This is a genomic window from Ohtaekwangia koreensis, assembly GCF_900167975.1.
Taxonomy (GTDB): domain Bacteria; phylum Bacteroidota; class Bacteroidia; order Cytophagales; family Cyclobacteriaceae; genus Ohtaekwangia; species Ohtaekwangia koreensis.
This window is the reverse complement of record NZ_FUZU01000003.1, coordinates 721,275-742,750: the sequence shown is the minus strand read 5'-3', so window position 1 is coordinate 742,750 and position 21,476 is coordinate 721,275. Positions and strand designations below refer to the sequence as shown.

Below are 21,476 nucleotides of genomic sequence, written 5' to 3'. Positions count from 1 at the left end.
AACAACGAGTATTCATGCAAAAAACGATCATATTTTATCTCCTGTTGACGCTTTGCTTTCAGGTACATTCGCAGTCTCAGCAAAAGGATAAGAAATCACAAACCCGGTCCCATGAGAAAACTACTTTTCAGACTTCCAATCCGTGGAAACCTGTAACGGATGTAAGAGCAGATGTTGCTATCGTGTATAGCGTGAAAGATCATCACGGTAAAGGAAATATGTCTTTTGAACACCGTGTTCAAAGCTGGCGCGACAAAGGATATACTACACATTTTATGACCGGCATCGCCTGGGGAGAATACCAGGATTATTTCACCGGGGAATGGGATGGAAAGAAGCATCTCGATGAAGGGCAGGTAACACAGAAGGGCGATACGTTGTGGCACGGACTCATGGTTCCCTATATCGTGCCTTCTATGAATTTCATAAACTATATGAAAGAGAAAGTGATCAAGCGTGTAATCGATGCAGGCATTGATGCTATATTTCTGGAAGAGCCTGAGTTCTGGGCACGCTCCGGTTATAGCACTGCTTTTAAAAGAGAGTGGAAAGATTACTACGGATTCGACTGGAGACCTCAGCACGAGTCGGCCGAGAATACATATTTGTCCAATAAGTTAAAATACCATCTATACTATCGGGCGTTGAATGAGTGTTTCACTTATGCAAAAGCCTATGGTAAGAGTAAAGGAATGAATGTCCGTTGCTATGTGCCAACACATTCGCTGGTAAATTATTCGCAATGGATGATCGTCAGTCCAGAAGCGAGCCTTGCGTCTTTACCATGTGTGGATGGATATATAGCACAGGTTTGGACCGGCACGTCACGCGAGCCGAATTACTTTAATGGGCAAATGAAAGAACGCGTATTTGAAACAGCTTTTCTCGAATACGGATCGATGGAGTCTATGACGGCACCAACGGGACGAAAGATGTTTTTTCTTACCGATCCTATAGAAGACTGGCCACGCGATTGGGCAGACTATAAGAAAAATTACCAGGCAACGTTTACTGCACAATTGCTTTATCCGATGATTGCTGATTACGAAGTGATGCCCTGGCCGGACCGTATATATGAGGGTTACTATCGCACGAGCGCCAACAGCGATAAGAAAGAACAGATCCCGCGTTTTTATTCTACGCAGATGCAAGTCATGATCAATACATTGAACAACATGCCGCTATCTGAAAATAAAGTAAGTGGTTCGCAAGGCATCGGTGTGCTCATGTCCAATTCATTGATGTTTCAGCGCTTCCCCACACACAGTGGCTATGAAGACCCACAGCTGTCCAATTTCTATGGACAAGCACTGCCCTTGTTAAAGCGTGGCATTCCTGTGAAGACAGTGCATATAGAAAATGCATCGTTCGCCAAAACCTGGAAGGATATAAAAATTCTGATCATGTCTTATTCCAATATGAAACCAATGGATAAAGCAGCGCATGATCACCTTGCTGACTGGGTAAAGAACGGTGGCGTTCTTCTATACTGTGGCAGAGATGAAGATGCTTTTCAAGGCGTGCAGGAGTGGTGGAATACCAATGGAAATACTTTCAAAGCTCCGTCAGAACATTTGTTTATGAAGCTTGGTTTGAAAGCTCCCTTTGGAGCAGGCGAGTATAGCTATGGCAAAGGGAAAGTATATATCATGCGCAACGACCCGAAGGAGTTTGTGTTAAAAGGGAATAGCGATGAAGAATTTGTAAACACAATAAAGAAGTTATACGAAGCAAAAGCAGTAGGAGGTAAGCTTGAGTTTAAAAATCATTTCGTGCTTACAAGAGGACCCTACGAACTCGTTTCTGTGGTGGATGAAAATCCAGATCAATCTCCCTATACTGTGAGAGGGAAGCTTATTGATTTGTTTGATCCCGAAATTCCAGTATTAAATGAAAAGCAAGTGAAGCCGGGTGAGCAGGCATTTTTATACAATATCAGCAGTGTTAAAAATCCAGCGACACCACAAGTGCTGGCCGCTGCTGCAAGAGTTTATGAAGAGAAGGTAATGAAGAACGGATACTCTTTTATAGCGAAAAGTCCATTGAACACTACGAACGTAATGAGAATACTCTTGCCTGCGAAGGCGAACAAAATTGAAGTGACGGATGCTACAGGCAAATCGTTGGTATCAGAGTCTTCGTGGGACGCTTCGAGCAAAACTTGTTTTCTCAAGTTTGAAAACAACCCGGATGGTGTACATGTAAAAATTAGTTGGTGATTTAAGTATATAGGTATAGTGAAGATATAGATGTGAATTAAATTTTAATGTTGAAATAGAATAAAGTAAATGATGAAGAAGATTAGATTATTAGGACAAACATTGTTTTTGTGGTGTCTCATTCTGAACGTAAATGCGCAGGTTTCAGATCCCGTGAGTTATGTAAGCACCCTGGTAGGAACGAATTCAAAATTTGAGCTGTCAACCGGAAATACATATCCTGCTGTTGCTCTTCCGTGGGCAATGAATTTTTGGTCACCACAAACCGGTAAGATGGGCGATGGCTGGATGTATACCTACACGGCCGATAAGATCAGAGGATTTAAACAAACTCATCAGCCTAGTCCGTGGATGAATGACTATGGACAATTCTCTTTAATGCCGCTTACCGGGAAAGCTGTGTTCAATGAAGATGAAAGGGCAAGCTGGTTTTCGCATAAAGCAGAAATCGCGAAGCCCTATTATTACCGGGTACATTTAGCTGATCACGATGTAACCACGGAGATTGCTCCAACAGAAAGAGCAGCCATGTTCCGCTTTACATTTCCTGCGAGTAAAAACTCGTTTATTGTTACCGATGCTTTTGATAAAGGATCCTATGTGAAAGTTATACCGGAAGAGAAAAAAATTATAGGGTATACCACGCGCAATAGCGGAGGAGTTCCTGATAATTTCAAAAATTATTTTGTGATCATCTTCGATAAACCATTCTCTTATTTTGCTGCTGTCAAGGATGGCAAAATTGCAGAAGGTGAAAAGGAATTTAATGGAAATCATGCCGGAGCCATTATTGGTTTTGAAACGACCGACAGTGAGCAGGTACATGCACGTGTAGCATCTTCTTTTATAAGTGAAGAGCAGGCATTGATCAACTTGAAAGAATTAGGCGATGCCGATTTTGATAAAGTTGTAAGCAAAGGAAAACAACGTTGGAACGATGTGTTAGGAAAAATCAAAGTTGAAGACGATAACATTGACAACATCCGAACATTCTATTCTTCATTTTATAGATCAGTTTTATTCCCGAGGAATTTTTCTGAGATCGATGCTGCTGGTAAAGTAATGCACTACAGCCCCTATAATGGAAAAGTACTGCCGGGATATATGTTTACTGACACAGGTTTCTGGGATACATTTCGTAGCCTGTTCCCATTCCTGAATTTTTTATTTCCTTCTGAGAACGCAAAGATGCAGGAAGGTCTTGCGAATGCATATAAAGAAAGTGGATTTCTTCCCGAGTGGGCCAGTCCGGGACATCGCGACATCATGGTTGGTAATAACTCAGCGTCTGTTGTTGCCGATGCTTATCTGAAAGGTGCGCGTGGATATGATATTGAAACGTTGTGGGAGGCATTGAAGCATGGCGCCAATAATGTACACCCTAAAGTTTCGGCTTCAGGAAGAAAAGGGTATGAACTCTATAATAAATACGGATATATACCGAACGATGTAGACGTTGATCAGAATGTAGCACGTACGCTGGAATATTCGTATGATGACTGGACTATATATCGCCTGGGGGAAGCGCTTCACAAACCACAGAAGGAAATAGATGTATATCGGAAGAGAGCCTTAAACTATAAGAACCTCTATGATGCCAAACGCAAACTCATGGCAGGTCGTGCAAGCAATGGTTCCTTCTCGGATGCTTTTAAACCTACCGACTGGGGACGCGATTTTACAGAAGGAAACAGCTGGCATTATTCATGGTCTGTTTTTCATGATCCCCAGGGCTTGATTGATCTGATGGGTGGACAAAAACAATTCGTAACGATGCTCGATTCTGTTTTTATTATTCCAGGGTCAAGAGGGATGGAAAGCCGTTCGATGATTCACGAAATGCGTGAGATGCAAGTGATGGACATGGGCCAATACGCACATGGCAATCAGCCGATTCAACACATGGTATATATGTATAACTATGCAGGCGAACCCTGGAAGGCTCAGTACTGGGCGCGCGAGATCATGGACAAACTCTATGCTTCCACACCCGATGGATATTGCGGTGATGAAGACAACGGACAAACTTCTGCTTGGTATGTTTTTTCTGCACTAGGTTTCTATCCGGTATGTCCGGGCAGTAATGAATATATCATGGGGTCGCCTTTGTTCAAGTCTGTTAGAATCAAACTTGACAATGGGAAGGAGATCGCGATAGCAGCTGCCAATAATTCAAAAGAAAATCGCTATATATCGGAGATGAAGTTAAATGGTAAAGTATACACCAAAAATTACTTGACACACGAAGACCTGATGAAAGGCGCAGTGATTAACTTTACGATGAGCGCTTCACCTGATAAAAAGCGAGGAATCGATAAAGCCGACTTCCCGTATTCTTTCTCCAATGAAAAGTAAACAGTTAAACATATATACACTTTATGTTCAAGATATATTTAAATAGAGTACTGCCCATTGTTATAGCCGGGGTCCTCGCTTCCTGCTCGCAGCCCGAAACAAAAAAGGAAGATGAAGCTGGTGCAGAATTCCGTTCTCCTGCATATCCCTTAATAACAATTGATCCGTATACCAGCGCGTGGTCAACTTCTGATCAACTGTTTGATACTCCGGTAAAGCACTGGACAGGCAGGAATCATTCGATGATCGGAGCTGTTCGTGTGGACGGGCAGGTTTATCGGTTCCTCGGAAAAGAAGAGATTCCATTGCAGCCTGTTTTACCCAATGCTAAATATGACGCATGGGAAGGGAAATATATAACGAGTCAACCCGCAACAGGATGGGAGAAATCGGACTTCAATGATGCATCGTGGAAAACTGGTAAGGCAGGGTTTGGTACACCGAATACTTTTGAAACCAATACACCGTGGCAAACAAAAGAAATCTGGGTGCGCAGAGAATTCACCTTGCCTGCAAGTGAAGGTGAGCTATATCTGATCTATTCGCACGATGATGATTTTGAATTATACCTGAATGGAACACAGATCGTAAACACGGGTAACCGTGCCAAGAGTAATGTTACCGTTAAACTTGATAAGAGCCTGTTAAATACCAATGGCAAAAATGTTATAGCAGCACATTGTCTTGATCGTGGTGGTTTGGCCTATGTAGATTTCGGTCTCTTCGCAGAGAGTAGTCAAAAACCAATCTTTGTGCAGACTGCAGTGCAGAAAAGTGTAAAGATTACTGCGACTCAAACTAAGTATAATTTCACTTGCGGTCCTATAGATCTACACCTCGAATTTGCATCGCCCTTGTTGATGGACGACCTGGATTTGCTTTCGCGACCTGTAAACTATATCAGCTATAGCGCAGTCTCCAACGATGGTCAATCGCATGATGTGCAGGTTTATTTAGAGGCTACACCCGAATGGGCCGTGAATGAATTGAACCAGGAAGTTGAAGTTGCTATCGGAAAAACAGGAGGCATTCACTTCGCAAAGACCGGAACTACAGAACAGCCTGTTTTAGAAAAGAAGGGTGACAACGTTCGGATAGACTGGGGCTACTTTTATCTCGCTTCACAGGAATCTGAAAACAACGCATTGGCTATTGGTGATTTCTCAACTGTTAAAAAATCTTTTACAGAGAGCGGAAAAATAAATTCCGAAAAAGATAAGATCACCGCTGTTCTGTCCAGTACAATGCCAGTACTTGCCTATACTGACAACCTGAAAAAAGTGTCTTCAACACCGGCTGCGGGGTATGTGATGCTGGCCTATGATGATGTTGAATCGATACAGTACTTTGGAAAGAATCTGAAGGGATGGTGGACGAAAGGCGGGCAAGTTAGTTTTGACAACGCCCTGGCTACTGCTGCTACCGACTATGAGAAGATAATAGCCCGTTGTGATGAACTTGACAGCAAGATATATAGTGATGCACTGAAGGCGGGTGGTGAAAACTATGCACGTCTTTGTTTGCTGGCATACCGCCAGGCTATAGCCGCGCACAAGCTGGTTAAAGATGATCAGGGCAATACACTCTTTCTGTCGAAGGAGAATTTTAGTAATGGTTCTATTGGAACAGTGGATGTCACGTATCCTTCTGCACCGCTATTCCTGAAGTATAATCCCGAGTTACTGAAGGGAATGCTGAACCCGATCTTTTACTATACTGAAAGTGGTAAATGGACCAAGCCCTTTGCTGCGCATGATGTAGGTACATATCCACAAGCCAATGGACAAACGTATGGTGGTGATATGCCGGTTGAAGAATGCGGAAACATGTTGATTCTTACTACGGCGATTGCCAATGTAGAAGGTAAAGCTGACTATGCAGAGAAGCATTGGGAAGCGCTGACGACCTGGGCTAACTATCTTTTGGAACACGGTCTTGATCCGGAAAATCAACTTTGCACGGATGATTTTGCTGGACATTTTGCACACAACGTAAACCTTTCTGCAAAAGCTATCATGGGTATAGCAGGGTATGGTAAACTGGCGGAAATGCTTGGTAAAAAAGATATAGCAGCGAAATATACTTCTGAAGCCAAGAAGATGGCACAGGAGTGGGTAAAGATGGCTGGCGATGGTGATCACTTCCGATTAACATTTGATCAGCCTGGTACGTGGAGTCAGAAGTATAATCTTGTTTGGGACAAGTTATTAAACCTTGGAGTCTTCCCGAAAGAAGTCTTAGAGAAAGAAGTTGCTTACTATCTTACGAAGCAAAACAAATATGGTTTGCCTTTGGATAACCGAAGAACCTATACCAAATCCGATTGGATAATTTGGACTGCTACATTGGCAAATGATACTGCAACGTTTCAGAAGTTTATCGATCCGGTATATGGCTTTGTTACGGAAACACCTGATCGTGTTCCGATGAGCGATTGGTATGAAACACCGGATGCTACGCAGGTTGGCTTTCAAGCGCGTTCGGTAGTGGGAGGTTATTTCATTAAGATGCTGGAGAAGCAATGATCAGTGAATCGTTATCCGTTAAGGTGAAAAGCATAAACGCATTTGACTTCTTAACGGATAACTTTAATTTATACTTTTGTAAGGATGGGGATAATCAGTCCCCATTACTTTTTTATACTCTACTATAAAAGTCTGATAACGGAGCCTGGCTTCATCGTTCATCTTTAATCGTTGCATCGCCTTAATCTGAAAAGTCAACGCTGCATCGTTCAACGGATCTATATTTGTAAGGGCATCTGCTAAAGCAATAGTTGCCTGATAAAGTTCAGCCTCAAAACTTTTTTCCATTTCCAACAGGAGCACAGGTTCGAGTTTCTTTTCCATCTCTTCTTTAAACGAATCATATAGGGGATGATCAGAGAGCTGGAGGAATTTACCACGTGATACTATTTCAATCAGTTCATCTCTATATGTCTCAATCTCACTTGTAGAAATGATTTCCATACATCGGGAATAGTCGCAATAGAATTCTGCGGTTTGCTCTATTTTGAAATAGCCTTTGTCATAAATTAATTCTATTCCATCAAGTTCGCTGAGTACTTTGCGCAAATGATTTATCGTAACGCCTCTTGAATTCTTTACTTTGTCTGCAGGCTTGTCTGGCCATAATATATTGCTGAGTCGCTGCGATGCTATACCGCCCTCCGTAGTGCTATATTCGAGTATAAGACAAAATATTTGCTTCAGCTGCGCGCTGAACAGATAAGTAATATCCCGATTGTTTCGGTCGCGAACGGTGAACTCTCCAAATAGATATATAGCATTTGATAGCGTTGTTGTCTCCGTTTTCGTGGCGGGTATAGATTCACTTTGAATGTCTTCTTCAACGTTGCTCTGTTTTTTAGGCCTTACCCTTTTATACACAACATAACTAATCCCAGTTGCCAACAGGCACGAAAGAATAATTACGGCCCATCTATAGGGGTTTTTCTCCCGTGAATAATTTGCCAATTCTTCCGCTGTAAGAGGAGGGAAGGACAAAGAGTATACTTTCAGGTCTGAAGAGATGTCATCATCAAATTCCTGAACAACCGCATACATATTGTTCAGCATGCTGTCATAGTATAGGTTGGCGTTGGTTGTAATCTTATCGGAAAATATAGGAATTGAATCGCCTAGTATTTGATAGCTGCCGTCTTTCAACGAAAACCGGTATAGTTTTAAAAGTGATTCGGTAAAGTGTTCCGGATAGCATAAGGTATAAAAACAGGAATCGTCAAGTATAACCATTCCTCTAACAGGAACTACGTTGTCGCGCTCCCATGGAATTTCCCAAAGCTTCGAAATATGCCTGGTGTTCAAATCTATTTTATAGAGATCATAATAGTATTTTCTCCCGACAGTTTGCTCTCCTGACTCGTTCCCCATCCCGCCAAATATGTATATGGAATTGGTGTTTTTATAATATCCTACAGAGGAGAAGTAGCGCGGTGATAGAAAGTCTCCTGTAAAACCTTCCACAGTACTCCAATCCTTTTTATTCAAATCGTAGGAGATAAAGTCCTTACTGTAATGCATTTTTCCAAAGCCACCAAATATAGTATAATCCTGAGTAGAGGGATTGAAGTACGAACCATGGTGATGCAGAGGACTCGTCAGCTGTTCAGAACTTTCGGGAGTCCATTGATAGGTATCCAGGTCGAGACTCGCTACAGTAGGCCCGTCATAATCATCCTGTGGGGGAGCATAATAAGCTTCATATGAATATAGTTTGTTGTGTTGCTCGTCAATGAAGTTGGTGCCTAGTATAGGTTTAACGGGACATTTTTCCTGAAAGACTTTAATGTTCGTATTACCCGATCGTACATTATATATGTACAATGAATCTCTGTTGAAATAATAAATCTCTTTCTTCTCTGAATTATAGTTAGCGCCCGCTACCGATTTAGATTTGAAAGAAGTTTTATACCTCCAGTGGTATGCATCGTTTACTAACCATTCCGGATTTGAAACCTCACCAATGGCTTCACCGCCGATGTCGTAAACGATATTGCCTTTACTTTCATTCAATGCAAACATGTACTTTTCCTGACTGCCTATAGACAGATCTTTTATAGCAAAGGAAGGCACATCAATAATATGATCACTTTTACCGAAAAGAATAATTGGATGATACGTGTCAGGAAGATTTTTATTTTCAGCTCCAAAGGTTTGATTATGTATGGTGAGTTTTATGGAGTCACTTTTCAGCTCGAATGAAATCTTCATTTTAAACCAATGCATGTTGAGCAGTTCTTCCCGGTCCATGCTTGCAACGATCAGATTACTCTTGCCCTCTTCATTGAATTTGAAGACGAGATTTCCGCCCTGACCATCATAAAATAGATTATAGATCCTGTTGCTTTCTTTGTTTTTGATCCGCAGAATATATCCGAATTCTGTTCTGGGATATAGGGAAAGGTTGAACTCTATATCAAAGTAACCGGAGAATTCAGCCGTGTTATTTCCAAAGACATTATATGAGGTCCGTTGATTTATGGGTTGCTCACTGCCGTGAAACTTTAATCCTCCCGGTGGTGATGCGTGCAAAGGCATAAAACCGAAAAGCAGGAGTACATAGCAATATAATTTTATGGATGAAAGCATTGATACAAAGGTCCGAAACAAATTCCACACGTCTCCTAGCATTCTACTTATTATAAGGTTTATCCCCATTTTGGGGAGACAAAATAAAAAAAAACGATGAGGACTTTGAGGATTCTATTTGATCCACCAATTAATTTTGAATCTAAGCGGTCGCTTTTTTGATGGATGTGATCTTTTCAGCGTGCAATTGAATTGTAGAAGATGCGGCCCCTAGAATTCAATCATAATACCGGCATTGGTAAAAACGAACCGGCATTACGCACAGTTGATTAATCGCTTCCCGTGGATATCCACACGTGCACGGTGACCATTCTTAGCATATCCATACCGTTGAGTTTGCAATTTTGTTCTGGTAGTAAAATCTGTAATGGAAAATCTGCAACGGAAAATATATTCAGTTTTGTTGTTCTATGATTTTTGTCATAGGATGCCAGGAGTATATACTGGTCTTTTGCGGCCAATACAAATATAGTTTATGAACAATACACCGCTGCACACCTTTCATATCCCCGTGCTGGGATTAGCGTATACTATTGACTCTCCCGTCAAGGTAGCTCGCTATGGTATAAATTCAGTAATCTCTATCATCGAAGACAAACTCATTGAGCTAATGCGTATGCATTATTATAAGGAAGTGAACAAACCTTATATACCGATCACCCCGAAGGAACATGACTATCGTGCCAGACGTATAACGGATTACTTAAATCTCATTGATGATATAGTAAAAGAGCAAGTGGAAAAACTAGCTTCCGCAGCGTTTGAAACAGGCTCTGAAATATCCAAATATTTCGAAATGTTACCGGATGAGCATAGCCTTAGACTGCTATATATTGAGATGATGCACAGTGATGACAGTAGCAGGAAGTCGTTGCTCGCCGACTACCTCCGAAAGCAGGTACGTGCAGGGCGTATCGATGTTAACATCATGACGAAAGTGGATAAAAATAATTATGATGCGGATGGTACTATACTCACAGATTCCTCGGACGCCCTTGCGGCACTTCGGGGATATGCTAACAGTGATCTCACGAATTCTGCTGTGATATTCTCGGCAGGCCTTAATCCTCGATTGTTTAATTACCTGGAGACGTTGCAGGCTTTTCGTCCAAAGGGCTGGGGTATATTTGACAAGAGTGTTGTCGTAAAAGTAAGCGACTTTCGTTCCGCTCTCATTCAAGGAAAATACTTAGCCAAGAAAGGTATATGGGTAAGTGAATTCAGAATTGAATCGGGGTTGAATTGTGGTGGCCATGCATTTGCCACGGACGGAAGTTTGCTCGGTCCTATATTGGAGGAATTCAGGATCAGACGCGATGAATTGAAAGATTCATTGCACACACTTTACAATTCGGTGATGCAACAGAAAGGACTTGCCACTTTTCCGGAGCCACATCCTTTGAAAATCACAGTACAGGGAGGTATAGGAACTTCCGAAGAAGCGAATCTTCTATTGTCCTATTATGATGTAGCCAGTACTGGATGGGGGACACCATTTTTACTTTGCCCGGAAGCCACTACAGTGGATGATTCTACATTGCATCAACTATGTGCTGCGAGGGAGAATGATATATTACTCAGCAAGAATTCTCCATTGGGTATACGCTTTAATTATTTAAAAGGGACAAGCTCAGAAACGGAAAGGTTGGCTCGCATCCGTGCTGGCAAACCAGGGAGCCCGTGTACGGAAAAGCACCTGGTGTCCAACACAGAGTTTACTGATAAGCCAATTTGTACAGCGTCACATCTATATCAGAAAATGAAAATTGCACAGTTGCAAGCACTGAATTTACCAGCGGATGAATATGAGAAACAATATCGTGATATAGTATCTAAAGAGTGCTTGTGCGTTGGATTGAGCAATGCGGTGACTACTCATTATAAATTACCGCCTTTCAAACAAATGCGAGGCATTACCATGTGCCCGGGACCAAATGTAGCTTACTTCAATAAAATTGTTTCCCTGAAGGAGATGGTAGACTATATTTATGGTCGTTGCAATATTGTGGATGGTGAAAGGCCGCACATGTTTATCAAAGAACTCTCGCTTAATATAGCGTATCTCCAGGAGCAGCTTCAGCAGCTGACATCTGCGAATGAAAAAACGATTCGGGAATTGCGCGCATTTGGAGATAACTTACTAGCCGGAATTGCCTACTATAGAAAGCGATCTTCCGATTTTTTACAGCAGCGTGCAGATATTTTTAACGAGGCTTTGAATCGTTGTGAAGTAGAAGTTGAATCGCTGGTAGCCTATAAACTTCCCGCGTGATGAGGCATTAACTATATATCAGTATTATTATAGATGCTGATATATAGTTGATTTTATTAAAAGATAATCTTGTATGGATCAAGTTAAATTTATATAAAATTTCATCTCAATTTTTTAATCACATCAGTGGACACCCAATAGATATCTCCTCGGCTTGCATAAAATAGATAGCTTCCGTCCGCAGTTACATACGGACAGAAATCATCGGTCTCTGTGTTGATTGCATTCCCCAAGCTCTTCGATGATGTCCAGGTTCCATCCTGTTTGCGGAAGCTTACATAAAGATCACCGCTGCCTAATCCACCGGGCCGATTTGCTGCAAATACTATATAGGATTCATCCGGAGCCACAAAGACATCTGCTTCGTAGAAAGCTGTATTAATCTGTGGACTCGATTTAATGGATGGCTGAAATTCTCCATTTTTTAATTCAGACGAATAGATGTCGTAATTGTTCTTATTCTCATGGTCTTCTCTATTGGATGAGAAATATATCTTGCCCGTTTTCGTAAATGAAATGTAGTATTCATTCTTGCTAGAGTTGATATTCTTACCTGCATTTTTCGGTTCAGACCATTTTCCGTCCTGCTGTTCGATGAACCAGATATCATAATCTTTTTTTGGTCCTATACCAGTCAAGGGTCTGTCGGAAATGAAAAACAGCTTTTTATTATCTGGCGTCAGGAAAGGATCGTTGTAGTTATATACCTCATGGAAAAGAATTTTAACGGGTTGATTCCAGCTTCCGTTTTCAAATTTCATCATGCGTGTTTCTGCCTTGCCATTGATTTCAACACCGTAATAAAATGTGTTGTTGTCATTGGAGAAAACTGCTCCAAATTCAAATTCGTTTTCTGTTGAGACCTTACCGGGCGCAAATACTTTAGGAGTTGTACCAGGCGGAGATTCGTTGAGATATCTTATATCGGTTGGCTGTGCGTTAATTTGTATTGAGTAGAATAGAAACCCAATAACGGAAATGATGTATTTGATTTTTTTCATAACAGTGGTCTGTGATTACTCACTTCACAAGTTTTATCAATGGAAACATATAGTATTATGAGTAACTAATAATTTAGTTGAATGTATGACGATGGTTTGATAAAAGCAAGGTTTGAACGTTAAGATTGAAATTTCGAAAGAGGTTGGACAAATAGAATTGTTAAATCGATTCAACCCTAAAAAATTGGCATTCAACAAACTATTTCCGTAACTCAGAATGCCAGGTATGAGTTGAAACGTACTCATTTTTTTGGTTATAGTATATTAGTATTTATATGACTGATCCGGTGCAGGGAAAGATAAGTTTTAAACAGGCTATGTACCTGGCGCTAACGGTGCTATGTATATATTATCCCATTACAATTTCTGCCAACATTCCCCTGGCACATTGGAAGAATGTACAGTTCCTTGTATTCCCTGCGATTGTGAACTTCATATTTTATGCATTGCTTATTATAGCGATCGATCGCATTATTGATTATTCGGAAAAAATCATAGGACCAGGTATGCTTGAGTTGCGGATCAAGACAATTGCTTTGTCTATCGTTGTTGCCCTGGTAGCAGTATTGTTATCACAACTTCTCTTTAAGCTCAATGTCAAGTTCTGGTCAATGTTGACCGAGCCCTTGAGTCAGGAGGAAATTCGCAGGCCCGGTAACAGGCCACCTCAGTTTGCATGGTGGAATGCCTTGAGACGAACAAACACCGGGCTTACTATTGTCATTTCTATTTCCATTTTTTATCTGATACTAAATCGCAAATCGCATTATAGAATGCGCTATATGGAAATTCAGACGGAGCAACTTAAACGGGAAAATGCCATGGCCCAATTCGAAGCATTGAAGAACCAGGTTAGCCCCCATTTTCTTTTCAACAGCCTGAGTATACTATCTTCTCTCGTTCATGTTGATCCACACCTTTCTGAAAAATTTATAGATCAACTTTCAAAAGCATATCGCTATATTCTTGAGCAGAAGGACAACGATACAGTATACTTAAAGACAGAATTAGACTTCCTCGAGTCTTATACATTCCTGCTGAAGATCAGGTTTGAGAGCAAGTTTGATGTGAAGATATATATAACAGATGAGCAAGCTGAAAAATATCGTATTGCTCCATTGACCTTGCAGCTTCTGATTGAGAACTGTGTTAAGCATAATCGTATGTCACAAAAAGAACCTTTGATTGTCACGATTTTGATTAAGGATAATTACCTGGTTGTTACAAACCCTATACGACCCAGAAATGAAATTGAAAGAACCACATCAACAGGAATTGGTTTGGAAAATATTAAAAACCGGTATCAACTTCTTACCAAAAGTCCTGTACAAATTACACAAGATGAAGAATTGTTTATGGTAAAAATTCCGCTGTTATGAATGTCGTAGTTATCGAAGATGAGCGGCTGACAGCTCAACGACTGATCTCGCTTGTGAAGAAGTATGATGCTTCAATCGATGTGCTTGCTCAAATCTCTTCCGTAGCAGAAGCGATAGCATGGTTCACAACAAACCCGACTACTCCGGTTGATCTTATCTTTATGGATATTCACCTTGAAGATGGTGACAGTTTTCAAATTGTCAGTCAATTGAACTTAACGACTCCGATAATCTTTACAACCGCTTTCGATGAATATATGATCAAGGCTTTTAAGGTCAACAGCATCGACTACTTGCTTAAGCCTGTTAACGACACTGAACTTGCTGCAGCGCTTACTAAATTCAAGTACTTGCGATCCAACCATGAATTGCAATCAGGATCAACGCAAGTATATATTAAGACATTGATCAACCAGTTAAGCCAACAAAATCATTCACAGTTCAAAGACAGATTTATGGTAACGGTTGGAACGAAGATCAGATCCATCAAAACTGAAAGTATTGCCTATTTTCATCTCGAGGAGAAAACAGTTTTGTTGGTTACAAATGATGGTACCATTCTTCCCGTTGATTACAGCCTTGATAAACTTATGCAGGTCATCGAACCTAAACAGTTTTTTCGCGTTAGCAGGCAATTCATTGTATCGCTGAATTCGATTCAAATGATACACACTATATCAGCTGGAAAACTTAAGCTGGACTTGGTTCCAAAAACAAAGCAAGACGTCACCGTTAGTGGCGATAGGGTTTCTCACTTCAAAGAATGGCTGGGTAAAGATTGAAAACTTCAGGTGTTGAAAAACGTCATTCAGCATTCAGCTTTTGGTATCCGGTAAAACTTATTTTCTTCTTACGATGCTCAATCCTAATTTGTATTGACATAACAAGTCAACTACAGGAAGCAGAACTGATTAAATAACTGGATCATGATAGCAAGCTATATTAAAACATCGGTGCGCAGTATTATGCGCAATAAGCTGTTCTCCATAATCAATATCGTTGGCCTTGCTATAGGCATGTCGGTGGGGTTGTTGCTCATCGCTTTCGTGCACGACCTGCTGTCATACGATAGGTTCAACGAGAAAGGCAGCCGTATATATCGCATTACCTCGAATGCTAAATTTAAGCAGGGCCACAGCAGTAAGTTTGCCTCAACCTCTATAAAAATTGACAGACTGATACAGGAAAGAGTATCCGGTGTTGAGGAGACTACGAAGTTACAAACTGAATTCTCGGGTGATGCAAACATCAACGGCAATGTTATTCCGCTTACGGGTATATATGCTGAACCTTCAATGCTTCGGATCTTTACATTACCGATGTTGAAAGGCGATGCTGCTACCGCGCTTCATTCACCTAATTCCATCGTACTTACGGAAACCTCGGCGAAAAAACTTTTCGGTGCCGAAGATGCTTTCGGTAAGACCATTCATATCAACGACCTCGATTACAAAGTCACTGGCATCCTTAAGGATGTTCCATTCTTTTCGCATATCCAATTTGAATCGCTTGTTTCCTTTAGCACAATCGAACCGCGCATTGTAAAAGATCAAGACCTTCTTACGTGGGGAAATGTCTGGCAGAGAAACTATGTATATATACTGCTCCCCAAGAATTTAAGTGCTTCCAACCTTCAGGCACAAATCGATGCGATCTGTGCCGAGGAAAACAAACTGGACAAAGAAGCAGAGATATACCTCACGCTTCTTCCCTTGTACGACATCATGGTGGGTGAGGAGTTGGAAAACTCAATAAGACCTGCGATGCCTGGCGTAGTACTGTGGATCATTAGCGGATTAGCATTCGTGGTGATACTGTCAGCATGTTTCAACTATACCAACCTCTCTATTGCCAGATCGATGAGACGTTACAAGGAAGTGGGTTTACGCAAGGTGATTGGAGCAAGAAAGAGCCAGGTATGTATGCAGTTCCTTGCTGAGGCTGTGATCATATCGTTTGTAAGTCTCGTTCTTTCTTTCGCAATGTTCCTGGTGCTGCGTCCGCAGTTTATTGACATCGCTCCTGAGCTTCTGAAAATAGTAAAGCTCGAAATAACATCGCCGATGCTGTTGATGTTTATTGCTTTTTCCATGGTGGTGGGTATAGTGGCTGGCTTCTTACCTGCTATATTTTTCGCGAAAGTCAACATCACGCATGCACTGAAGGATGCGTCTTCTATAAAGGTATTCAAGGGCATTAGCTTCAGGCGCTCGCTGGTGGTGGTTCAGTATACATTTACATTGATCTTCATTACCAGCACAGTCATTGGTTATGTTCAGTATAAAGATATACTTGCTTTCGATCTCGGCTTTAATACCGAAAACATTCTCAACATCAATCTTCAAAAAAATAAACCGGAGGTTCTAATCAACAAACTAAAAGCCATGCCGGAAGTGTCCGGAGTTTCGCAGTCCAGGCTCTTAACCAGTGTCGGCAATGCCTGGGGCGGCTTCCTGAAATATAAAGGCTTGCGCGATTCGGCCTTGGTGTTGTTAAATATAGTCGATGAGAATTATATACCACTGCACGGTTACAAGCTAATCGTGGGTCACAATTTTATTACAAAACCAGTGACGAAAGATGCTACCAGCGAATTGATCGTTAATGAAAAAACACTAAAGCAATTTAACATTGGCAATGGTGATTTGGAAAAGGCCATTGGAGAGGAAGTACTTTTAAACAATAAAAAGCTTACGATCGTAGGCGTCATAAAAGACTTTCATTATAGCAAGCTCGACTCAAACATCGAACCTGTTGTGTTCACATACCTCACACCGGATGCATTTCTGACAAGCGATGGGAGGGATGGCTTAGTGAATGTACGTGTTAACACCGACAACCCGATTGAGACAATGGCAAAGATTCAGGAAGTATGGAAGAGCGTTGATCCTGTTCATCCATTCGATGCCCAGTTTTATAAAGACTCAATCGAGGATGCCTACAACGAACTCTCTGCTATGATAAAAGTTATCGGCTTCCTCTCATTCATTGCCATCTCGATCGCTTCATTGGGACTGCTTGGGATGGTTGTATTCACAACTGAAACCAGAATCAAGGAGATTAGCATACGCAAGGTATTAGGTGCAACCGCTGGTAACTTGGTGCTCTTGCTAAGTCACGGATTCGTGGTTATGCTTGCTATATCTGCACTGATAGCCCTTCCCATAACCTATATATTCTTTGAAAATATAGTGCTTACCAATTTCCCTTTCCACAATCGCATAGGTATAGTGGAATTGTTTGGTGGATTGCTGGCTGTTTTGGCGATGGCGTTCATCATGATTGGATCGCAGACTATACGGGCTGCTCAGTGTAACCCGGCCGAAATTTTGAAAAGCGAATAGTTGTAATACCAACGAAGTTTGTTCATGGAATTAACAGCTTAAAATTTTTCAGCCCACACGTAAGCTCGCTTGGTGGCATACTCGACATCTGGATAGGGGAAGCGTTCTATAGTATCAATTATTTTGAAATTGTTACTGTAAAGTAACTCCTGTATTCTCTCGGTTTGCAAGAAGTGTAAATCAATATCAACATCAATATCGTTTGCCTTATCAAAATGTACGGTCTCTTGTCCCACATGAAATGAGAATAAAAAATGGGCACCTTTTTTCAAAACACGGTTTACCTCAGCAAACGCTTGGCCAATCTGATTGTAATCAAAATGCACTATAGCATAGAATGCCACCGCAGATGCAAAATGACTTTCATTGTAAGGTAAGACAAGGAGATCGCCCTCCTCGAACGCTATATATGGAAAAATTCCTCGGGCAACCTTCACCATTCCTGGTGAAATATCGATACCAACTATATTCTTTACACCAGCGTCAAATAAAAACTTTGTAGTTTGTCCAGGGCCGCAGCCAAAGTCCGCACATATACCTTTGTCTTTATTGAGCCGCGCGAATTCTTTCAAAATCAAACGGTCAAAATGCTTCTTAGAGAGTTCGTCAATGCGGGTAGCCGCATAGCTTTCAGCCGTAGCATTATAGGTTGTTATTATTTTCTCTTTCGGCTGCATTTGTTAATCTTATTATGTAAAACCGATCTTTATGAAACTTCCTGCTGTAACAATTCATGTTACGATGTCTCAATGGTTTCGTTGTTAAAATTCTTGTGCCGTTACTTTATGAAAGTCAGTTACCTGTTTTGTGTGTCTTATAATATGGTTTTCATATAAAATAACACATTCGTATTTAGTGAGATTTCCCCATACAGGCAACTCCCAATCAACACAAGTCTCAGTTAAATCTTCGTTGTCAATCATTTGAAAAATTTCTTTCTGTAATTCATATAAAGAGATGACCAAATCTTCTTTTGTATATTGTTTTACATCGGGTTCAATATCTGGTGTATTGAAGAACTTCTTACCAAAATCCAAAAAGAGCATCTTGATCGAATCAGCATTTTTATCGTAGGGGCGTTCTGTCTTTTTAGTAGAGCCTAAGTTCGTGTCTGTCCCTTTTAGAATATGGTTGGCAATCTGCCCCACCGACCAACCTCCATCAGCCCTGTTCTTATTTATATCCGTGTGTTGCTGAATGGCATGAACGAAATTGTTAAAAACAGTTTCCATTCTGAGTTTCAAATCGTTTTTATTCATGGAGCATGATTTGGGAGTTGTGAGAATTCGATCAGTTTATTTTTTAGACAACGTAATTTGCTTCGGGTGCTTAAGTTTGTAGATACTAACAGAATGAATCACTACCGCGATAAAACTCCCTGTTACAATGGGTGCGGCACCGATGAGCAAACCATATAGTATATAAATGGTGTTTGCCACTAACGACAAAACCCGCAGGTATAGAATATCTTTCATCGTCATCGATGTTAAATTCAGAGTAAGTGCTAGAAAGCCTAAAGCATTTGTCATTGATTAGTTATTTAAAGGTTCGTCCTAACATTGTATATACTAACTTGTTTTGTTGTAATTGTATTCTAACAACATAATGTGGCATGGGCTGACGTGAGTTTCGGTAAGATTAAATTCATCTTTGGCGACTATTCGGAAACCAAATTTTTTGTAAAAGGAGATTGCCGTTATATTCCCGATCCATACCACTAACCACATTCCGTTTTGCCCGCGTGATTTCGAGTAGTCAATATTATAACTCATGAGTTCAGCACCTAGCTTAAGGCCATGAAAAGAATCCAGCAAATAGATTTGATCCATCTTTGAAACATGCTCTGGTTTAATTGCAGGATGTTTCATAGTGAGCTCTATTTTGGAAAATCCGGCAACTATATTTTCATGTTGAATTATGTGATAAATATTTACAGGGTTAGCCAATTCCTTTTTGATAGCATCCAGACTGTATACTTTCTTCATGTAAGTAGCTATTTCATGGGCAGGTGCACTGTCCTTGTGCGATTTATAAAAAGTTTCTGCACCTAGTTCGCTAAGTACTTCCGCATGTTGTAGTGACGCTTTACTAATCATTTGTAATAGTATTCTTTATATAGGTTTCCTAGAAGCATCCAGTAGTTCCTTATTCGGTGCTATAGAAGAGATGTCCTAAATCCTTTCAATACTTAAAGCAAGCGAAATTGTTTGATAACAAAAAATACTTAATTTGCATTGATTGATAACATTATTGCATCAGTATATATGACAACCGATCAATTAAAAAACTTCCTCGCAGTTGCTGAGGTATTAAATTTTCATAGGGCAAGCAGTAGTATATATATAGCACAACCAGCTTTGAGTCGTCAGATAAAAAACCTGGAAGATGAGGTTGGTGCTGAATTATTTGATCGAACAAAAAAACAAATCAAGCTTACTGCCGCTGGTATATTCTTCAAAAATGAAGTCACGCGAATCCTTAAACAGCTTGGTCACGCACAAAAAAGAGCTAACGAGATACATAAGGGAGAAGCCGGAGAAATAATGATTGGACACGTGAGCTCGGCTATGTATTCTGTGTTGCCTTATTTTTTAAAGACGATTACAACATCATACCCTCATTTAAAGATTGGACTTTTAGAAAACTCTTGTAACATTATATTTACGAAGATACTGGATCGTGAACTTGACTTCGGAATAATACCAAATGAAGTTGGACCTGATGGCATTGAATCTGCGATGTTGTATAAAGAAAATTTTGTAGTCGCGATGCCCAGGAATTTGAAAGTAAACCTCAAAAGTGCTGACCTGAGACCCTTGGCTAATGCTGATTGGATTTTACCGGCCCGAGAAGACGGGCAGATGTATAGTGATGTATTATATCGGCTTTTTCGTAAAAATGGATTTACTCCCAAGGTAGTTTTTCAATCACCAAATGCATCAACGAATTTGAAAATGGTAAGCGAAGGCCTTGGCGTAACGATTATTGCGAAGTCAGCTGTGAAAGGAATGAACTTGAATATAAAATATTTTGAGCTCGCAGATATACCTGCAAAAGTTGAAATGCGATTTGTTTGGTCAAAGGAGAGAGAAGAGGAATTGAAAGAATACATTGAGCTTTCCCTGAAAATATTCAGAGAAATACGAAGCGTCTGAACAATCACCGTAATCCAACGTTGTCAATGTTCTTTAACTTCGCTTCTAATACAAGGGTATTCAAAGAGAACCTTAATGCTTTGTGCTGACAGCAGCCAGCACAAAGCGACCAAGCTTATTCTTCTTATAACCAAATTGAAGGTTCTTCAGTCTGCAATGATAAAGCGCACTCTATGATATAGGCGATTATTCATTGCTTGGATATATATAGTTTTAGTTAGCAGTAAAGTTCACCATCCATTGAATACCATATTTATCAGCAAACATTCCAAAGTATGCACCGAACGGGCCGTCAGCAATTGGCATTTCAATTTTTCCTCCTTCTGAAAGTCTATTGAATAATTTGTCTGCTTCTTCGCGGCTTTCTGCACTAATTGATATGGTATTTCTGTTGTCGTTTTCTGTTACTTCCCCCATAATTCCTAAAACATCACTACCTGTTAACATACTACTTTTGCCGATGGGCAAAGCAACATGCATAAGCCTATTGGCATCATTTTCTGCTATTGGATACTCAGCACTTGACAGGTCTTTGTAACGCATAATTTTTGTGAATTCTCCGCCGAATATAGATTTGTAAAATGTAAATGCTTCTTCGGCATTTCCATTGAAGTGAATGTAAGGATTGATAAGTGCCATA

General features: G+C 40.6%; 15 protein-coding genes. 8 read left to right on the top strand and 7 right to left on the bottom strand.

The window, feature by feature from the left end:
• The first annotated feature begins 14 nt into the window (after positions 1 to 14).
• The 3 genes from B5Y40_RS22275 (at position 15) to B5Y40_RS22265 (ending at position 7,099) form a co-directional block, all read left to right on the top strand.
• Positions 15 to 2,219 (top strand): hypothetical protein, encoded by a 2,205-nt coding sequence (locus tag B5Y40_RS22275; protein WP_079689042.1) that lies wholly within the window; start codon positions 15 to 17, stop codon positions 2,217 to 2,219.
• Positions 2,220 to 2,291: 72 nt separating this feature from the next.
• Positions 2,292 to 4,574 (top strand): GH92 family glycosyl hydrolase, encoded by a 2,283-nt coding sequence (locus B5Y40_RS22270; protein ID WP_079689303.1) that lies wholly within the window; start codon positions 2,292 to 2,294, stop codon positions 4,572 to 4,574.
• 23 nt (positions 4,575 to 4,597) lie between these two features.
• On the top strand, positions 4,598 to 7,099 hold the full coding sequence (locus B5Y40_RS22265) for a glutaminase domain-containing protein (RefSeq protein ID WP_079689041.1): 2,502 nt from the start codon (positions 4,598 to 4,600) through the stop codon (positions 7,097 to 7,099).
• 63 nt (positions 7,100 to 7,162) lie between these two features.
• On the opposite strand, the gene B5Y40_RS22260 is transcribed toward B5Y40_RS22265, so the two are convergent.
• Positions 7,163 to 9,634 (bottom strand): Kelch repeat-containing protein, encoded by a 2,472-nt coding sequence (locus B5Y40_RS22260; protein ID WP_245840704.1) that lies wholly within the window; start codon positions 9,632 to 9,634, stop codon positions 7,163 to 7,165.
• 526 nt (positions 9,635 to 10,160) lie between these two features.
• Between B5Y40_RS22260 and B5Y40_RS22255 the strand changes: the two genes are divergently transcribed.
• Positions 10,161 to 11,957 carry a hypothetical protein gene (locus B5Y40_RS22255; protein ID WP_079689039.1) on the top strand — a complete coding sequence of 599 codons (1,797 nt, stop codon included), beginning with the start codon at positions 10,161 to 10,163 and terminating at the stop codon, positions 11,955 to 11,957.
• A 101-nt stretch (positions 11,958 to 12,058) separates the two neighbouring features.
• Here the strand turns inward: B5Y40_RS22255 and B5Y40_RS22250 are convergent, their stop codons facing one another.
• The gene (locus B5Y40_RS22250) at positions 12,059 to 12,958 is read right to left on the bottom strand and encodes a TolB family protein (protein ID WP_079689038.1); all 900 of its coding nucleotides are present in this window, start codon (positions 12,956 to 12,958) and stop codon (positions 12,059 to 12,061) included.
• Between the two features lie 275 nt (positions 12,959 to 13,233).
• Between B5Y40_RS22250 and B5Y40_RS22245 the strand changes: the two genes are divergently transcribed.
• The 3 genes from B5Y40_RS22245 to B5Y40_RS22235 all read left to right on the top strand — a co-directional run bounded on the left by B5Y40_RS22245 (position 13,234) and on the right by B5Y40_RS22235 (position 17,681).
• Positions 13,234 to 14,337, top strand: coding sequence for a sensor histidine kinase (locus B5Y40_RS22245; RefSeq protein WP_079689037.1), 1,104 nt, complete (start codon positions 13,234 to 13,236; stop codon positions 14,335 to 14,337).
• On the top strand, positions 14,334 to 15,119 hold the full coding sequence (locus B5Y40_RS22240; RefSeq protein ID WP_079689036.1) for a LytR/AlgR family response regulator transcription factor: 786 nt from the start codon (positions 14,334 to 14,336) through the stop codon (positions 15,117 to 15,119). Before B5Y40_RS22245 ends, B5Y40_RS22240 begins: the two co-directional genes overlap by 4 nt.
• Positions 15,120 to 15,263: 144 nt before the next feature.
• Complete coding sequence (locus B5Y40_RS22235; RefSeq protein WP_079689035.1) at positions 15,264 to 17,681, top strand: ABC transporter permease; 2,418 nt, start codon at positions 15,264 to 15,266, stop codon at positions 17,679 to 17,681.
• 38 nt (positions 17,682 to 17,719) lie between these two features.
• On the opposite strand, the gene B5Y40_RS22230 is transcribed toward B5Y40_RS22235, so the two are convergent.
• The 4 genes from B5Y40_RS22230 to B5Y40_RS22215 all read right to left on the bottom strand — a co-directional run bounded on the left by B5Y40_RS22230 (position 17,720) and on the right by B5Y40_RS22215 (position 19,777).
• Complete coding sequence (locus B5Y40_RS22230) at positions 17,720 to 18,358, bottom strand: class I SAM-dependent DNA methyltransferase (protein WP_079689034.1); 639 nt, start codon at positions 18,356 to 18,358, stop codon at positions 17,720 to 17,722.
• Positions 18,359 to 18,442: 84 nt separating this feature from the next.
• The gene (locus B5Y40_RS22225) at positions 18,443 to 18,940 is read right to left on the bottom strand and encodes a DinB family protein (protein WP_079689033.1); all 498 of its coding nucleotides are present in this window, start codon (positions 18,938 to 18,940) and stop codon (positions 18,443 to 18,445) included.
• 36 nt (positions 18,941 to 18,976) lie between these two features.
• A complete protein-coding gene (locus tag B5Y40_RS22220; RefSeq protein ID WP_079689032.1) occupies positions 18,977 to 19,210 on the bottom strand; it encodes a hypothetical protein in 234 nt (77 codons plus the stop codon).
• Between the two features lie 39 nt (positions 19,211 to 19,249).
• Positions 19,250 to 19,777, bottom strand: a complete 528-nt coding sequence (locus tag B5Y40_RS22215; RefSeq protein WP_079689031.1) for a GNAT family N-acetyltransferase — start codon at positions 19,775 to 19,777, stop codon at positions 19,250 to 19,252.
• Positions 19,778 to 19,945: 168 nt separating this feature from the next.
• Here B5Y40_RS22215 and B5Y40_RS22210 point away from each other — a divergent pair, with 168 nt between their 5' ends.
• Positions 19,946 to 20,836, top strand: coding sequence for a LysR family transcriptional regulator (locus B5Y40_RS22210; RefSeq protein WP_079689030.1), 891 nt, complete (start codon positions 19,946 to 19,948; stop codon positions 20,834 to 20,836).
• Between the two features lie 213 nt (positions 20,837 to 21,049).
• Here B5Y40_RS22210 and B5Y40_RS22205 read toward each other — a convergent pair whose 3' ends face one another.
• Positions 21,050 to 21,475, bottom strand: a complete 426-nt coding sequence (locus tag B5Y40_RS22205) for a VOC family protein (RefSeq protein ID WP_079689029.1) — start codon at positions 21,473 to 21,475, stop codon at positions 21,050 to 21,052.
• Position 21,476 lies beyond the last annotated feature (1 nt).

What these genes read in the sequence shown, in the direction of transcription:
- B5Y40_RS22265 (WP_079689041.1), top strand. Translation starts at nt 4,598, where the DNA reads ATGTTCAAGATATATTTAAATAGAGTACTGCCCATTGTTATAGCCGGG.
- B5Y40_RS22225 (WP_079689033.1), bottom strand. Translation starts at nt 18,940, where the DNA reads ATGAATAAAAACGATTTGAAACTCAGAATGGAAACTGTTTTTAACAAT.
- B5Y40_RS22230 (WP_079689034.1), bottom strand. Translation starts at nt 18,358, where the DNA reads ATGCAGCCGAAAGAGAAAATAATAACAACCTATAATGCTACGGCTGAA.
- B5Y40_RS22220 (WP_079689032.1), bottom strand. Translation starts at nt 19,210, where the DNA reads ATGACAAATGCTTTAGGCTTTCTAGCACTTACTCTGAATTTAACATCG.
- B5Y40_RS22210 (WP_079689030.1), top strand. Translation starts at nt 19,946, where the DNA reads ATGACAACCGATCAATTAAAAAACTTCCTCGCAGTTGCTGAGGTATTA.
- B5Y40_RS22235 (WP_079689035.1), top strand. Translation starts at nt 15,264, where the DNA reads ATGATAGCAAGCTATATTAAAACATCGGTGCGCAGTATTATGCGCAAT.
- B5Y40_RS22250 (WP_079689038.1), bottom strand. Translation starts at nt 12,958, where the DNA reads ATGAAAAAAATCAAATACATCATTTCCGTTATTGGGTTTCTATTCTAC.
- B5Y40_RS22205 (WP_079689029.1), bottom strand. Translation starts at nt 21,475, where the DNA reads ATGGCACTTATCAATCCTTACATTCACTTCAATGGAAATGCCGAAGAA.
- B5Y40_RS22275 (WP_079689042.1), top strand. Translation starts at nt 15, where the DNA reads ATGCAAAAAACGATCATATTTTATCTCCTGTTGACGCTTTGCTTTCAG.
- B5Y40_RS22270 (WP_079689303.1), top strand. Translation starts at nt 2,292, where the DNA reads ATGAAGAAGATTAGATTATTAGGACAAACATTGTTTTTGTGGTGTCTC.
- B5Y40_RS22255 (WP_079689039.1), top strand. Translation starts at nt 10,161, where the DNA reads ATGAACAATACACCGCTGCACACCTTTCATATCCCCGTGCTGGGATTA.
- B5Y40_RS22240 (WP_079689036.1), top strand. Translation starts at nt 14,334, where the DNA reads ATGAATGTCGTAGTTATCGAAGATGAGCGGCTGACAGCTCAACGACTG.
- B5Y40_RS22215 (WP_079689031.1), bottom strand. Translation starts at nt 19,777, where the DNA reads ATGATTAGTAAAGCGTCACTACAACATGCGGAAGTACTTAGCGAACTA.
- B5Y40_RS22245 (WP_079689037.1), top strand. Translation starts at nt 13,234, where the DNA reads ATGACTGATCCGGTGCAGGGAAAGATAAGTTTTAAACAGGCTATGTAC.
- B5Y40_RS22260 (WP_245840704.1), bottom strand. Translation starts at nt 9,634, where the DNA reads ATGCCTTTGCACGCATCACCACCGGGAGGATTAAAGTTTCACGGCAGT.